We start from the raw sequence: 13,567 nt of genomic DNA on the forward strand, positions 1-13,567 counted from the left end.
TGCCGGAATTTGTGCTGCACCGCGTCAATCATGGTTGACCCGCGCCAGTGCCTCGGTAAGCCTTTCCGCCATGACGAACAATCCAAAGCCGACCGTCAAACCCGAAGATCCGCGCTTCTCGCCCGGCCCCACGCGCAAGCCGAAGGGCTGGACCCTGTCGAAGCTGGAAAACGCCGCGCTGGGCCGCAATCACCGCTCCGCCCCGGCCAAGGCCAAGCTCAAGCGCGCCATCGACCGCACGCGCGAGGTGCTGCAGGTGCCGGACACGCACCGCATCGCCATCGTCCCCGGTTCCGACACCGGCGCGGTGGAGCTGGCCATGTGGGCCATGCTGGGGCAACGCGGCGTGGACGTCTTCGCGTGGGAGGCCTTCGGCAAGGACTGGATCACAGACGCCATCGAACAGCTGGATCTGGATGATCTGCGCACGTTCGAGGGCGAATATGGCGAGCTGCCGGACCTGTCCGCCGCGCAACCGGATCGCGACATCGTCTTCACCTGGAACGGCACCACGGCCGGCGTGCGCGTGCCGAACGCGGACTGGATCAGCGCCGGGCGTGAGGGAATCACGATCTGCGACGCCACCTCGGCCGCCTTCGCCCAGCCGCTCGACTGGGACAAGCTCGATGTCGTCACCTATTCCTGGCAGAAAGTGCTGGGCGGGGAGGCCGCGCACGGCATGCTCATCCTCTCCCCGCGCGCCGTGGAGCGGCTGGAGACCTACACGCCCCCGCGCCCGCTGCCCAAGCTGTTCCGCCTCGTGAAGGACGGCAAGCTGGACGAGTCCGTGTTCGAGGGTTCGACCATCAACACCCCCTCGCTGCTCTGCACCGAGGACTATCTCGTCGCCCTCGACTGGGCGGAAGCGCAGGGCGGCCTGAAAGCCCTGCACGCCAAGGCCACCAGCAACGCCAAGATCATCGACGACTTTATCGAAGCCAGCGACTGGTGCGTGCATCTGTGCAAGGACAAGGCGCTGCGCTCCAATACCGGCGTCTGCCTGCGTTTCACGGACGGTTCGCTGGATCACGACGCGCTTCAGGCCGGCATGCTGAAGCGCCTGGCGGAAGAAGATGTCGCGGTGGATTGCGGCGCCTACCGCACCGCCCCGTCCGGCTTGCGCATCTGGACGGCGGCCACCGTGGACCCGGACGATCTGCACAAGCTGCTGCCCTGGCTGGACTGGGCCTATCGCGATACGGCGAAAGAACTGATGGGCGCCTGACCGGCGATTTCAACGCATACAGGTTTCCCGCACGCGGGCGGCGGTGTATCTTCCCCCCGATTCATTTCTCGAGGGGGCTGGTCCACATGAAAACTCTGTTCTGCGCCGCCGCTGCGGCGACCATTCTGATTGCGCCCGCCGCCGCGTCCGCGGATGAAATCCGTCTGGGCGCCGTGGCGCATGACATTGACGGGCTGGACGCCGGCGTCAGCGGCAAGGAAAGCGGCTCGGCGATCAATGTGGAATATATGTGGGACCGCTTCGACGGCCCCAACTGGCTCCTGTCTCCGCACCCCTATATCGGCGGCAATATCCATCTTGAGGGCAAGACCAGCTTCGGCGGCGCGGGCCTCAACTGGCGCGCCAATTTCACCGACAGCTTCTATGTCGATTTCGGATTCGGCCTTGTCGTCCATGACGGCGAGAAGGAAATACCGGACGCCGAACCCGGCCTGTCGCCGGAGGAAAACGCCCGCCGCATCCGCGAGAATTCGGAGAATATCGAATTCGGCAGCCGCATCCTGTTCCGCGAACAGCTGGCCCTTGGCGTCCGCATGACCCCGACCTGGTCGGGAGAGGTGTTTTACGAGCATCTCAGCCACGGAAATATCCTCTCCGACGGCGCCAATGAGGGCCTGGACAATGTCGGCGTGCGGGTCGCCCGCCGCTTCTAACGGCTATGCGCGCTTGAGGCGAAGGGCCGGTCCGGGCTAGAGCGGCGCGGTTCAAGCACCGCACTCGGAGTTTTAGGTCATGGCCAATGTCGTCGTGGTCGGCGCCCAATGGGGCGACGAAGGCAAGGGAAAGATCGTCGACTGGCTCTCTCACAGGGCCGATCTCGTCGCCCGTTTTCAGGGCGGCCATAATGCCGGCCATACGCTGGTGGTCGACGGGACGACCTACAAGCTCTCCCTGCTGCCCTCCGGCGTGGTGCGCGGAAAGACATCGCTGATCGGCAACGGCGTGGTCATCGACCCGTGGGCCTTCGCCAAGGAGCTGGAGCGCCTGAAGGGCCAGGGCGTCAAGCCGACCCCGGAAACCCTTGTCATCGCCGAAAACGCCGCGCTGATCCTGCCCGTCCACCGGGACCTGGACGAGCTGCGCGAAAGCCGCGATGACGGCATGACCATCGGCACCACGCGCCGCGGCATCGGCCCGGCCTATGAGGACAAGGTCGGCCGCCGCGCCATCCGCGTCATCGATCTGGCGGACGAGGAATTCCTCACCAATCGCGTGAACGACCTGCTGCATCACCATAATGCGCTGCGCCGCGGCTATGGCCGGGAGGAATACGACCCGGCGGAGCTGGTCGCCGCCCTGATGGAGATCGCCCCCTCGATCCTGCCCTTTGTCGGCCCGGTCTGGAAAAAGCTGGATCAGGCCGTGCGTTGCGACCAGAAAATCCTGTTCGAAGGCGCGCAGGGCGTCTGGCTGGACGTCGATCACGGCACGTATCCGTACGTCACCTCGTCCAACACCGTCGCCGGTCAGGCCGCGGCGGGCTCGGGCGTCGGACCGCGCGACCTCTCCTTCGTGCTCGGCATCGCCAAGGCCTATACGACCCGCGTGGGCGAGGGGCCGTTCCCGACCGAGCTGTCGGACGATATCGGCCACAAGCTGGGCGAGCGCGGCAATGAATTCGGCACCGTCACAGGCCGCCAGCGCCGCTGCGGCTGGTTCGACGCGGTGATGGTCAAACAGGCCGTCACCACCACCGGCATTGACGGCGTGGCCCTGACCAAGCTGGACGTTCTGGACGGCTTCACCGAACTCAAGGTCTGCGTCGGCTACAAGCTGGGCGGCAAGCGCATCCGCCGCTTCCCCGTCAGCCGCGTCGATCAGGAAGCCCTGCAGCCCGTCTATGAGACATTCGAGGGCTGGGACGGCTCCACCAAGGGCGCCCGCTCCTGGGCGGACCTGCCGGCCAACGCCGTCAAATATGTCCGCCGGATCGAGGAACTGATCGGCTGCCAGGTCTCCCTGCTTTCGACCTCCCCTGAACGCGAAGACGTCATCCTGATGAAGGACCCGTTCCGGGGGCGTTAGGCGGCGTTTTCTGCAACGCAAAGGACGGCGGAAACAATGTTCCCGCCGTCCCGGCTGTATCGACTTTGATGGCGCAGGCGGTTACGCGCTGGCTTGCGCCTTCCAGTTCGGTTGCAATTCTTCATGCGGCGGGCAGGGCGCGACCGCGCCTTGCGGCAGGCCGGCGAGTTCATTGGCAAAGCCGTGATTGACGTCGCGGTGATGCGCCTCGTCTGCTCTCACCACCAGCACCACGTCACGAAGCCGCGCATCGTCCGGCAATCCCCAGTAACGCTTGGCGATCTCGGGCGCGGGCACGTTTTCGCTGCGGCCCTCGTCGATCTCCGCCAGATAGTGGGTATAGCTGATGACAGCTTCTTCCTCGAAATAGCCGACCACGCGATGCGCCGTGCGCGGCGAGGCGAGATACAGCAGGAAGAAAAAATTATAGAACACGCCCTGCGCGATCAGCACCATGGCGCGTTCAAACAGGTTGGGGCGCGCGACCTCGATAAAGGTCATAAGGTGCATGCGCTCGTTTTCCGCCTCGTCCATCAATGTCTTGATCCAGCCACGGTCGTCGCACATGCGGCGCAGGCATTTCAGATGGTTCAGCGTCGCCCCGACCATGCCGGGCACGGCCGCCACGGTTTCCAGGACCACTGCGCGGTGGCCGTAACGTTTGGCGAAGAAGGTGTCGGCGAACAGGCGCAGCGCCTTGACGAAGCCGAACGCGACGCGGTCGCGCACGCCCTTTGCCTTGTGATGCACGTCGAGGTCGATGAAGGGTTCGGTCATGGAAGGACTCCGTTCTGGACCGGGATGGATTGGTGAAAGCGAAGCGTCAGCGGACGCCGTCGTCATAACCGCGCCGCGAACTTATGAAGACCAGCGCCATCAGGCCGCCGCCCACCAGCAGGGAAATCGCCACGCCGGCGGTCAGCGCCGCCCAGCCATGTCCGCTGATATGCGTCGCGCCCATGCTGTTCCACATCCAGACCGCCATCGCGATTGTGGCGGCCAGGAAGCCGGACAGGGCGAGAATGAGAAGGTGAGCCGCTTTCATTTCGCGTCTCCTCTGAGGGGTGAAGAAGGGCGGGCCGATCCCGGGGAATAGAACATCGCCAGTTGCAGGCTCTGGGCGATGCGTTCGGCCCGGTCGATAAAGATGGCGGCCGCCTCGGCGCGGCACTCGCCTTTGACGGTTTCACAGAACAGCGCCAGCCAGCGTTCGAAATGGTCGGGCCGGGCTTCGCTAATTCTCTGGTGCGCGGGCAGGGGCTTTCCCTTGTAGCGCCCGCTCATCAGCAGCACCGAAGACCAGAAATCTGTCATCCGCTCCAGATGGGCGGGCCAGTCCGCCGGGGCGATGCGCCGCCCGAAAATGGGCGCCAGCTCCGCATCGGCGCGCACGCGCTCGTAAAAGCGGTAAACGACGCGGCGGATCAGATGCTCGCTGAAATCGGGATGCAGGGCGCTGCGTCCGGGGCGCGTGGGTTTCGCGGTGAATTCAATGGCGGGCATCGGGCCGCTCCTTTAAAGCGGTATATGATATGCTTGTTTATCTTTATTGCGGGCACCGCAGAAAAGCAATACATAAAATACCTGTTTAAAGAGGTTCGATGCAGCTCACCCTCCATACTGATTACGCCCTGCGCTTGATGATCCAGCTGGCCATGCACGCGCCGCAACGCCTGACGCTGGAGGAAGTCTCGCGCGCCTATGGCATATCGAAGAACCACCTCACCAAGGTGGCCCAGACTTTGACCGAGCATGGATTGATCCGCAGCATGCGCGGCCGGGGCGGCGGGTTGGAGCTGGCCTGTGATCCGGAAACGGTCACGGCCGGCGCGGTAGTGCGTATGACCGAGGAGAATCTGAACCTCGTCGAGTGTTTTTCGAGCCAGCGCAATACCTGCCCCATAACGCCCGCTTGCCGTCTCAAACAGACTCTGGGCCGCGCTCTGAACGCCTTTCTGGATGAACTGGACAGGGTGACCCTGGCCGATCTGGCGGAACCGCGCGGGGAGCTGATGGCGTTGCTGGCCCAACACGCGAAACAGGCTGAATCGCCGCCTTCAGACCCTCGCGGCTCAAAAGCTTGAGAAGTTTGCGCGTCCAGCGCGTTTCGCCGCCTTGCGGCGCGTTCAAGCCTGGGGTTAGCTTGGAGCCGATCAAACGCACCTAGCACCTGTCAGGGGAATTCCGTTGAAGACCATTATTTCCGGCGTGGCGCTCGCCGCGCTCTGCCTCGCTACGCCCGCCCTTGCTCAGGAATTTGAGAGTCAGGTGCCGGGTGAGTCCGTGCGCGATCTTCATGACCGCGTGCTGACCATGGACACCCATGTCGACATCGACGGCAAATACGCCACGTATGAGCTGGACCCGGGCACGATGACGGCCGCGCAGGTGGACCTGCCCAAGATGCGCGCCGGCGGCCTCGATGCCGCGTTCTTCATTGTCTATGTCGGTCAAGACGAGGTCACGGAGGCGGGCTATGCAGAGGCGCGCGCCAAGGCCGAGGACAAATATGTCCGCATCCGCCGCATGCTGGACGCCTATCCGGATCAGGTGGAGCTGGCGCTGACCGCCGATGACGTGGAGCGCATCGCCGCCACCGGCAAGCGCGTCGCCCTGATCGGCATGGAGAACGCCTATCCGCTCGGCCCCTCGGTCGAGGATCTGGAGATGTGGCGCGACCGCGGGGTCCGCTATGTCAGCATCACCCATATGGGGCACAACCAGTTCGGCGATTCCTCCAATCTTCGCTTCGATCTGGGCGATGAGCCGGGCCAGAATGACGGCCTCACGGATCTCGGCCGCGAACTGGTGAAAGAGGCGAACCGCCTCGGGATCATGGTCGATATCTCCCATGTCGGGAAACAGACGACGATGCAGGCGATGGAACTCTCCACCGCCCCGGTCGTCGCCTCCCATTCCGGCGCCAAGGCGGTTTCCGACAATCCCCGGAATCTGGATGATGAACAGCTTCGCGCGCTGGCCGAAAATGGCGGCGTGGCGCAGATGGTGGCCTTCGATTCCTACGTGAAGCGCCCCTCCGACGCGCGCATCGACGCGGAAGAGGCGATCCGCGCCGAAATGGGTATGGAAAGCTCGGCCGATCGTCAGGCCGCCAGCGAGGAAAAGCGCCGCGAATATTATTCCCGCATCAACGCGCTGGACGCGGAATTTCCGCCCGCCACCGTCGCGGACGTGGTCGACCACATTGACCACGCGGTCGAGGTCGCCGGCATCGACCATGTCGGCATCTCGTCGGACTTCGACGGCGGGGGCGGCGTCACCGGCTGGGACAACGCCGCCGAAACCCCGAACGTCACCGCCGAACTGGTCAAGCGCGGCTATTCGGAAGAAGAGATCGAAAAGCTCTGGGGCGGAAACCTGCGCCGCGTCATGCGCGCCGTTGAAGCGGCGGCGGAGTAGGGCATGGACGACATCCCCGTCTACGGCCTGAAAAGCTGCGACACCTGCCGCAAGGCGCTGGCCGAACTGGACGCGGCGGGCCGGACTGTCACCTTCGTCGATATCCGCACCGAAGCGGATTTGAAGAAGAAGGTTCCGCTCTGGCTGGCCGCCGCCGGCCCGGACAAGCTGGTCAACAAGCGTTCCACAACGTGGCGCGGCATGACGGACGCGGAGAAGGAAGCGGCGCTGACAGAAGAGGGCGCGGTCAAGGTGCTCTGCGCCCTGCCCACCCTCATCAAGCGCCCGGTGGTCGAAGCGGGCGGCGCCATCCATGTCGGCTGGGCGAAAGACACGCGAAGCGCGCTCGATCTGCTTTGACTTGAAGCGGCCCCGGAGTCACCCTCGCTTGTGAATAGCAGGCGAGGGAGGCCGCCATGTTCGACATCACCGTTCCTGAAACCGCGATTTTCGCCCGGCTCTACGGGCTCTACCTGCTGGCCGGCGGCGTGGGCCTGTTGTTGGGCGGCGGGCGCTACATGCGCGCGATGGAGCAGTTCCGCGACAATGCCGCGCTTACCTATCTGGGCGGCGCGGCCGCCTTCGCGGTCGGCGGGGCCACCGTCGCCCTTCATAATATCTGGGCCGGCGCGCCATCCATCGCGATCAGCCTGATCGGCTGGGCGGCGCTGATCGAAGGCGCGGTGATGCTGGCTTTCCCCGGCCCGCTCATGGCCGCCGCTTCGGCTCTGGTCCGTTCGCGCGCCGCCATCTTCATCTTCTCCGCCATCACCATCCTGCTCGGCGTCTGGCTGCTGGCGGCGGGGTTCAACGCGGAAGTCTAGGCGCCGATCCGGTTCGCCAGCGCGGCGTGACCGGCCAGCATCCGGTCGCGCTCTGACCAGTCCACATCGGTGGAAAATTCGCCGCGCTTGTGCGTGCCGCCCAGAACGATGCCGCTCTGACGCGGGAACATGTAGAGCGTGCCCTGGTCCGTGCCGGTCACATAGCCGTAATTGATCTCCGGCTGCGGCAGCAGCATGGTCAGCTGGCCCTGCACCGGGATCATCGCCTCGTCCCCGAACAGCGCCCGCGACCCCAGCCCCGTGCAGTTCATCACCGCCCGCTCGTCCAGCCGTTCGACATCCTCGATGCTCTCGAACCGCCGCCGCACGATGCGCCCGCCGGCGTTCTCCACGTCGCGCATCAGGGCGCGCAGATAGATGTCCGGGTCGATCATCAGCGTCTTGCGCGCCAGTACGGACGGAAAGCCGAACCAGCGGTCCGGTTCGCGATAGCCGTGAGAGCCGGGATACAGGTCCGCGCCCTCCGGCGGCGGTTCGCCGGGGCCGGACCGCACGCGGCGCTGGAAATAATATTCGTCGATCCAGCGCACGCCGTAGGACGGGTCGTTCACATAGTGCTGGAAAGTCCGCTGGGCGTAGCGCGCGGCATAGACGAACTGCGCCATGAAGGCGTCGCTGACCGAAGCCTCGTCATAGATTGTCGCCGGCCCCCATACCGCCGCCGCGATATTGGACGTCGTATAGGGCGGCAGGTCCTCGGCATAGATCGTCACCTCGAACCCGCGCCGCAGCAGCATCAGCGCGGTGGTCAGGCCGTTCACCCCGGCCCCCATCACCGCCCAGCGCGTCTCGTCCGTGGCGCCCAGCGCCTCGGTCACCGCCAGCGCCGCCGTGCCCCAGCTCAGCGTGATGCCGCAGCCGCCATGCCCGTAATTATGAACCACCGTCTTGCGCCTTGTCAGGCGCTCGGCCGCCACCACGAAGCCCGCCGGGCGATAGGGGCGCAGACCCACGATGGTGCGCGTCACACGGTCGGGGGAGACATCCAGCTTCGGCAGGCGCACCGCCGGCGCCGCCTCTCCCTGCGCCTGGACCAGCCCCGGCGCCGCCGCCACGGCCGCCGCGCCGCCGGCCAGTTTCAACAGATCCCGCCGTCTCATAATTCGCGTCCCTCTCGCGCCCCGCCGCCGCGCAGACTATCATGCCCCCGCCGCGCCGAAAGGCCCGGAAACGCCTGAAAGGGGAGGGGCGCCATGCCGCCAGGCCGCATACCGCTGTTCCAGTGGCTGAACCTTGTCTTCTATGCCCTGCTGGCGTTCGAGATGCTGCGCCTGTGGATCGCGCCCGGGCCGGGCGATGCGGCGCGCATCTACACGCTCACCATCCTGATGGCGTTCGAATTCGTGATGGTTCACTCCGGCGTCTTCATGGCCGTCATGCCGCGCCGCTGGTCGATGCTGATCTTCGTGCCGTTCTACGGCCTGTTCGCGCTGGCCTTCACCGCCTCGGCCGGCAATCTCTCCATCCTGTTCATCTATCTCGCCGTCGTCGCCGTGCGCGCCCGCCACGCCTTTTCGGACGCGTCAGACGAGGTCCGCGCCCGCACGGTCGCCACGTCCGTCGCCGCGGCCGGCATCTATTTCGCCTGTGTCTTCGTGTTCGCGATGGGCGCGGGGCTGGTGCCCGCTTTCGGTCTCACCGGCGACTATCTGGACGCCTCGGGCTATCGCGACCTGATGACCGCCGAGGGCATCTTCCCCGAAATGCCGCAGGTCCCGCTGGCCATGGGCGCGGTCTATTACCTGCTGCTGGCCTATGCCGAATTCCGCATTTCGCGCATGGACGCCCTCGGCGCAGGCCCGCTGGCCGAGATCACGAAAGCGATGTCCGAGCGCATCCGCGCCCGCCCGCCGCGCGACTGATCCCCCTTTAGCGACTCGCCGCCCTCTGCTAGTCTCCGTTTCGATTAATCCGAGGGGCGCGGCGCCGCACGCCGCTGAGATGGGCCTGATGCTGGTCCAGCACCCTTAGAACCTGATCCGGTTCGCACCGGCGAAGGGACGGAACACTTCGGCGCCCGCAAACCCTTTCGCGCCGAACCGCCTTCTCCGGCTCCGGGTCGTCACGTTTGACGAGGAGCCATCCCCCATGAACAAACCCGTGAACCAGGCCGCGTTCGAGACGCCCAGGGTCACCACCGGCCCGCTGCCCGCCAGCCGCAAGGACTATACGAACCCGGCAGCCGCGCCGCAGCTTCGCGTCCCCCGCCGCCTGATCGAGCTCCACCCCTCCAGCGGCGAGGCCCCGCTGCCCGTCTATGACGCCTCCGGCCCGTATTCGGACCCGGACGTGGCCATAGATGTCGAGGCCGGCCTCCCCCGCCACCGCCATGACTGGATCGTCCAGCGCGGCGTCGAGACTTACGAGGGCCGCGAGGTGAAGCCGGAGGACAATGGCGGCGCGAGCGGAAAGCACCTCGCCCGCGAATTCCCCGTCCGCAACGCCCCTTACCGCAAGCGCGGCGACGCCCCCCTGACCCAGATCGAATGCGCCCGCGCCGGCCTCATCACCGAGGAGATGGTCTATGCCGCCGAGCGCGAAAATCTCGGCCGTCAGGCCGCGCTGAAGGACGCGAAGGCCCGCCTCGCCGACGGCGAGAGCTTCGGCGCCGAGATCCCCGAATTCGTCACCCCCGAATTCGTGCGCGACGAGGTCGCAAGAGGCCGCGCCATCATCCCGGCCAATATCAACCACCCGGAGCTGGAGCCGATGGTCATCGGCCGCAACTTCCTCACCAAGATCAACGCCAATATCGGCAACTCGGCCGTCGCGTCCTCGGTGGAGGAGGAGGTGGAGAAGATGGTCTGGGCCATCCGCTGGGGCGCGGACACGGTCATGGACCTCTCCACCGGGCGTAACATCCACAACACGCGCGAATGGATCATCCGCAATTCGCCCGTCCCCATCGGCACCGTGCCCATCTATCAGGCGCTGGAGAAGGTGAACGGCGTCGCCGAGGACCTCACCTGGGAGGTGTTCCGCGACACCCTGATCGAGCAGGCCGAGCAGGGGGTGGATTATTTCACCATCCATGCCGGCGTGCGCCTGCCCTTCGTGCCGCTGACCGCCAGCCGCGTCACCGGCATCGTCTCACGCGGCGGCTCGATCATGGCCAAGTGGTGCCTGGCCCATCACGCCGAGTCCTTCCTCTATGAGAATTTCGCCGAGATCTGCGAGATCTGCCGCGCCTATGACGTCTCCTTCTCCCTTGGCGACGGCCTGCGCCCCGGCTCCATCGCCGACGCCAACGACGCCGCCCAGTTCGCCGAGCTGAAGACCCTGGGCGAGCTGACCCAGATCGCCTGGGATCATGGCTGCCAGGTGATGATCGAGGGGCCGGGCCACGTGCCCATGCACAAGATCAAGGAGAATATGGAGAAACAGCTGGAGGCCTGCGGCGAGGCCCCGTTCTACACGCTCGGGCCGCTGACCACGGACATCGCCCCCGGCTATGACCATATCACGTCCGGCATCGGCGCGGCGATGATCGGCTGGTTCGGCTGCGCCATGCTCTGCTACGTCACCCCGAAAGAGCATCTGGGCCTGCCCGACCGGGATGACGTGAAGGTCGGCGTCATCACCTATAAAATCGCCGCCCACGCCGGCGACCTCGCCAAGGGCCACCCGGCGGCCAAGCTCCGCGACGACGCGCTTAGCCGCGCCCGGTTCGAGTTCCGCTGGGAAGACCAGTTCAACCTCTCCCTCGACCCCGAAACTGCCCGCCAGTACCACGACCAGACCCTCCCCAAAGAGGCCCACAAGGTGGCCCATTTCTGCTCCATGTGCGGCCCCAAATTCTGCTCCATGAAGATCAGCCAGGAAGTGAGAGATTTTGCGAAGGCGAACCCGGAAGCGCTAGCCACCGCCGAACGCGCCGCCTCAGAGGCGGAAGCCGAGGAGGGCATGGCCGGGAAGGCGGAGGAGTTCAAGGCGAAGGGCGGGGAGATTTATGTGGAGGCCAAAGTAACTAAAGATCGTCAGTGAACGGTTCTTCGTTATCGCTTTCGATGATTTCTGCCCCGTGCTGTGCCTGTAGATGAAGATGAATGTTTACTCTGGCCGCTGTTGCCGTCGAGGGGGCTTTAATAGCACCAGGTTCGCCACTAGCCGTGCAGCCGATTGCGTATGTTCCCCAAATTTCTAGGTCTTTTGGCCATTCCTTGTCATTCATCGTGCGAACAGCAACATCCGCGTAAGTTTCTTCATCAGTACTCCGAAAAAAGTGCCACCCATTAGAGTTGGGTAAATCGATCCTCGGAACAGTTTTCATAGGGGTAGGCTCCATAGGAGGTCGTGTGCTGCCCCAGTCTCCGTACGTGAGGGATGCGGCGTTATGTTGCCGTACAAGACGATTGAATAGCTGCCGTTCGAGAAGCGGCTCCTCACCGCGAGGGCCGTATTCAGAAAATGATTCGGGAAAGCTGCTACCTGCAACTACGATCTCCGTTCCAGGATCAATATCCGTCACACGTCTGATAGCTCCCGAAAGCCAAGCTTCCCGCGACAATGGATCGCGCGTCCACTCCGCATCTATAAAGACTACTTTCGGAATGTCATTTCCAAGAGTTTGTTCGCTAAGCATCCGTGCCGTGCTCGGCTTGCCACTAAGTATGCGGATAAAAAACCCGCGATCTAACTGTTCAGCGTGAGCCAGCTGTTTAGAGTAATCGCTACCTTTGGCTTCAAGTTGGATGACCGGCACAGCTGATTCGATGCGTTCGATTGCATCAAAGTAATTTTCGAATCCGCTGTTGGAGTTAAATAAGTGATCGAATTCCGTTGCAGCTTGCTTATGGCTGCCTGATTGGAATTTGTTGAAATCAAGATCGACTGCAAACGGTCGATCACCGATCGCTTCTCTAATTTTATCCCACGACGATTGTAAGTAATTTGCATTAGGCCAAGGACGTAATAGCAGCAGTGGGAAAATACGGTCCTTTGAAGAGGTTGGTAAATTTAAAAGGGCCTTGACCTCAGAAATACGCGTATAAAGCGTCGGACAATATTCGATATGCTCTATCATGACGATCCATCATTGCGCACCCAGTCGAATTTTCATTGCCGGGAGCGAGACTCGGAAATCATGTGCAAGTTGAGAAACATCATCATCAGATGTCAAGCCGCCCATTCTGTCCAGAGCCGTTTCTAACTCGATTCTCGGCATAATAATCTCGGCAGCAATTTTATTCGCTTCAGTCTCTTTCTTTGAAGAAAGATTAGATCGGTACATTATACTATCCACAATGCCACTCTTAATGTGAGGTTCATGTAGTAAGTAGTGTCCAATTTCATGCGCCACCGTAAACCTTTGTCGTTCTGGTACTTCAAATTTATTAACTTTTATTTCGTATCCTGATGCGGATTCCTTACATGGTTGAATAAGTCCAGATATTTTGGGAGGTAAGGGTGCTCTAACAACCTTAAGGCCAAGTGCGTTAGCTAAAGCGCCAACTTTGACCGGATGAGTGGCCACATGTCGACGCACGATTTCCAACTTATCGTCATCGATACGATTGAACAAAAATTCTCCCATTTCTATTCCTCGGCTCCTTCATCTGTATATTCCTCTTCGCCATTTTCGGGTCTTAGTGGCGCAACGCCTTCATACATAATTTCAGTGGCTCGCCTTCTAAGGATATCGTGAAGGTGATTTCCTTCTTCGAATCCATCGGACAAGAATTCGTCAGTTTTACTGCGAACTTTAGAGGATATGGCGTTCCATCCAATAATACCTAGTGCACCCAGAAATATAGCTAAAATAGTCATTAATACAGATATTGCTGTAAGCATCAGCGAAATAAAATCTGTATAAGAAATATTTGGGCTCGAAGAGATATAGGTTTTAGATATAAAGGAGCCGACTAATCCCGAGATGAGAGACAGAGCAACGAGGCCGATGCCGATGAAAAGGGTTCTTGTGACGCCGCGCACACAACCTCCAAGAGAACAAAAGAGGAACGTACAGATTTTTAGCGGACTATGCAAGGGTGTGTGGGCTTGGTCAAATGGTGTAAAGGCGGGAGTGATACGA

Annotated in this window: 16 protein-coding genes and 1 riboswitch; of the genes, 9 read left to right on the forward strand and 7 right to left on the reverse strand. The window is 62.6% G+C overall.

Annotated features, from left to right (window positions below; genetic code table 11):
* Positions 1 to 70 precede the first annotated feature (70 nt).
* The 3 genes from L338_RS06825 (at position 71) to L338_RS06835 (ending at position 3,271) form a co-directional block, all read left to right on the forward strand.
* Positions 71 to 1,225, forward strand: coding sequence for a phosphoserine transaminase (locus tag L338_RS06825; protein ID WP_022697623.1), 1,155 nt, complete (start codon positions 71 to 73; stop codon positions 1,223 to 1,225).
* An 86-nt stretch (positions 1,226 to 1,311) separates the two neighbouring features.
* Positions 1,312 to 1,899, forward strand: coding sequence for an acyloxyacyl hydrolase (locus L338_RS06830; protein WP_022697624.1), 588 nt, complete (start codon positions 1,312 to 1,314; stop codon positions 1,897 to 1,899).
* A gap of 79 nt (positions 1,900 to 1,978) precedes the next feature.
* Positions 1,979 to 3,271, forward strand: a complete 1,293-nt coding sequence (locus L338_RS06835) for an adenylosuccinate synthase (protein ID WP_022697625.1) — start codon at positions 1,979 to 1,981, stop codon at positions 3,269 to 3,271.
* A gap of 81 nt (positions 3,272 to 3,352) precedes the next feature.
* Here the strand turns inward: L338_RS06835 and L338_RS06840 are convergent, their stop codons facing one another.
* The 3 genes from L338_RS06840 to L338_RS06850 are packed head-to-tail and all read right to left on the reverse strand — an operon-like array spanning position 3,353 to position 4,774.
* Complete coding sequence (locus tag L338_RS06840) at positions 3,353 to 4,048, reverse strand: alternative oxidase (RefSeq protein WP_022697626.1); 696 nt, start codon at positions 4,046 to 4,048, stop codon at positions 3,353 to 3,355.
* Positions 4,049 to 4,094: 46 nt separating this feature from the next.
* The gene (locus L338_RS06845) at positions 4,095 to 4,316 is read right to left on the reverse strand and encodes a hypothetical protein (RefSeq protein WP_027068346.1); all 222 of its coding nucleotides are present in this window, start codon (positions 4,314 to 4,316) and stop codon (positions 4,095 to 4,097) included.
* Positions 4,313 to 4,774, reverse strand: a complete 462-nt coding sequence (locus L338_RS06850; protein ID WP_206740799.1) for a group III truncated hemoglobin — start codon at positions 4,772 to 4,774, stop codon at positions 4,313 to 4,315. The genes L338_RS06845 and L338_RS06850 overlap by 4 nt, the downstream gene beginning before the upstream one ends.
* A gap of 98 nt (positions 4,775 to 4,872) precedes the next feature.
* On the opposite strand from L338_RS06850, the gene L338_RS06855 reads away from it, so the two are divergent.
* From L338_RS06855 to L338_RS16455, 4 genes are all read left to right on the forward strand, one after another.
* Positions 4,873 to 5,355 (forward strand): RrF2 family transcriptional regulator, encoded by a 483-nt coding sequence (locus tag L338_RS06855; RefSeq protein ID WP_022697627.1) that lies wholly within the window; start codon positions 4,873 to 4,875, stop codon positions 5,353 to 5,355.
* 103 nt (positions 5,356 to 5,458) lie between these two features.
* A complete protein-coding gene (locus L338_RS06860) occupies positions 5,459 to 6,691 on the forward strand; it encodes a dipeptidase (protein WP_022697628.1) in 1,233 nt (410 codons plus the stop codon).
* A gap of 3 nt (positions 6,692 to 6,694) precedes the next feature.
* Positions 6,695 to 7,051, forward strand: coding sequence for an ArsC/Spx/MgsR family protein (locus L338_RS06865; RefSeq protein WP_022697629.1), 357 nt, complete (start codon positions 6,695 to 6,697; stop codon positions 7,049 to 7,051).
* Positions 7,052 to 7,107: 56 nt separating this feature from the next.
* On the forward strand, positions 7,108 to 7,515 hold the full coding sequence (locus tag L338_RS16455; RefSeq protein WP_022697630.1) for a hypothetical protein: 408 nt from the start codon (positions 7,108 to 7,110) through the stop codon (positions 7,513 to 7,515).
* On the opposite strand, the gene L338_RS06875 is transcribed toward L338_RS16455, so the two are convergent.
* The gene (locus L338_RS06875) at positions 7,512 to 8,636 is read right to left on the reverse strand and encodes an FAD-dependent oxidoreductase (protein WP_022697631.1); all 1,125 of its coding nucleotides are present in this window, start codon (positions 8,634 to 8,636) and stop codon (positions 7,512 to 7,514) included. The two genes, L338_RS16455 and L338_RS06875, sit on opposite strands and share 4 nt — an antisense overlap.
* 93 nt (positions 8,637 to 8,729) lie before the next feature.
* On the opposite strand from L338_RS06875, the gene L338_RS06880 reads away from it, so the two are divergent.
* A complete protein-coding gene (locus tag L338_RS06880; protein WP_022697632.1) occupies positions 8,730 to 9,398 on the forward strand; it encodes a hypothetical protein in 669 nt (222 codons plus the stop codon).
* 42 nt (positions 9,399 to 9,440) lie between these two features.
* Positions 9,441 to 9,554: riboswitch (TPP riboswitch) on the forward strand.
* 70 nt (positions 9,555 to 9,624) lie between these two features.
* Positions 9,625 to 11,520 carry a phosphomethylpyrimidine synthase ThiC gene (gene thiC, locus L338_RS06885; protein ID WP_022697633.1) on the forward strand — a complete coding sequence of 632 codons (1,896 nt, stop codon included), beginning with the start codon at positions 9,625 to 9,627 and terminating at the stop codon, positions 11,518 to 11,520.
* Here thiC and L338_RS16970 read toward each other — a convergent pair.
* Genes L338_RS16970 through L338_RS17335 form a run of 3 tightly spaced genes read right to left on the reverse strand, consistent with a single transcriptional unit; the run spans position 11,504 to position 13,467 of the window.
* Entirely contained in the window at positions 11,504 to 12,559 is a 1,056-nt protein-coding gene (locus tag L338_RS16970; RefSeq protein WP_081639511.1) for a beta family protein, read from the reverse strand. The genes thiC and L338_RS16970 overlap by 17 nt on opposite strands.
* A 9-nt stretch (positions 12,560 to 12,568) precedes the next feature.
* Positions 12,569 to 13,069, reverse strand: coding sequence for an ImmA/IrrE family metallo-endopeptidase (locus tag L338_RS16975; RefSeq protein ID WP_081639512.1), 501 nt, complete (start codon positions 13,067 to 13,069; stop codon positions 12,569 to 12,571).
* Positions 13,070 to 13,071: 2 nt separating this feature from the next.
* Positions 13,072 to 13,467 carry a hypothetical protein gene (locus L338_RS17335; protein ID WP_152485837.1) on the reverse strand — a complete coding sequence of 132 codons (396 nt, stop codon included), beginning with the start codon at positions 13,465 to 13,467 and terminating at the stop codon, positions 13,072 to 13,074.
* Positions 13,468 to 13,567: the final 100 nt, after the last annotated feature.

This window comes from Euryhalocaulis caribicus, assembly GCF_000412185.1.
Lineage (GTDB): Bacteria > Pseudomonadota > Alphaproteobacteria > Caulobacterales > Maricaulaceae > Euryhalocaulis > Euryhalocaulis caribicus.

Excerpts from the sequence above, each read along its gene's own strand:
- L338_RS06825 (WP_022697623.1), top strand. The coding sequence starts at position 71 with ATGACGAACAATCCAAAGCCGACCGTCAAACCCGAAGATCCGCGCTTC.
- L338_RS06830 (WP_022697624.1), top strand. The coding sequence starts at position 1,312 with ATGAAAACTCTGTTCTGCGCCGCCGCTGCGGCGACCATTCTGATTGCG.
- L338_RS06835 (WP_022697625.1), top strand. The coding sequence starts at position 1,979 with ATGGCCAATGTCGTCGTGGTCGGCGCCCAATGGGGCGACGAAGGCAAG.
- L338_RS06840 (WP_022697626.1), bottom strand. The coding sequence starts at position 4,048 with ATGACCGAACCCTTCATCGACCTCGACGTGCATCACAAGGCAAAGGGC.
- L338_RS06845 (WP_027068346.1), bottom strand. The coding sequence starts at position 4,316 with ATGAAAGCGGCTCACCTTCTCATTCTCGCCCTGTCCGGCTTCCTGGCC.
- L338_RS06850 (WP_206740799.1), bottom strand. The coding sequence starts at position 4,774 with ATGCCCGCCATTGAATTCACCGCGAAACCCACGCGCCCCGGACGCAGC.
- L338_RS06855 (WP_022697627.1), top strand. The coding sequence starts at position 4,873 with ATGCAGCTCACCCTCCATACTGATTACGCCCTGCGCTTGATGATCCAG.
- L338_RS06865 (WP_022697629.1), top strand. The coding sequence starts at position 6,695 with ATGGACGACATCCCCGTCTACGGCCTGAAAAGCTGCGACACCTGCCGC.
- L338_RS16455 (WP_022697630.1), top strand. The coding sequence starts at position 7,108 with ATGTTCGACATCACCGTTCCTGAAACCGCGATTTTCGCCCGGCTCTAC.
- L338_RS06875 (WP_022697631.1), bottom strand. The coding sequence starts at position 8,636 with ATGAGACGGCGGGATCTGTTGAAACTGGCCGGCGGCGCGGCGGCCGTG.
- L338_RS06880 (WP_022697632.1), top strand. The coding sequence starts at position 8,730 with ATGCCGCCAGGCCGCATACCGCTGTTCCAGTGGCTGAACCTTGTCTTC.
- thiC (WP_022697633.1), top strand. The coding sequence starts at position 9,625 with ATGAACAAACCCGTGAACCAGGCCGCGTTCGAGACGCCCAGGGTCACC.
- L338_RS16970 (WP_081639511.1), bottom strand. The coding sequence starts at position 12,559 with ATGATAGAGCATATCGAATATTGTCCGACGCTTTATACGCGTATTTCT.
- L338_RS16975 (WP_081639512.1), bottom strand. The coding sequence starts at position 13,069 with ATGGGAGAATTTTTGTTCAATCGTATCGATGACGATAAGTTGGAAATC.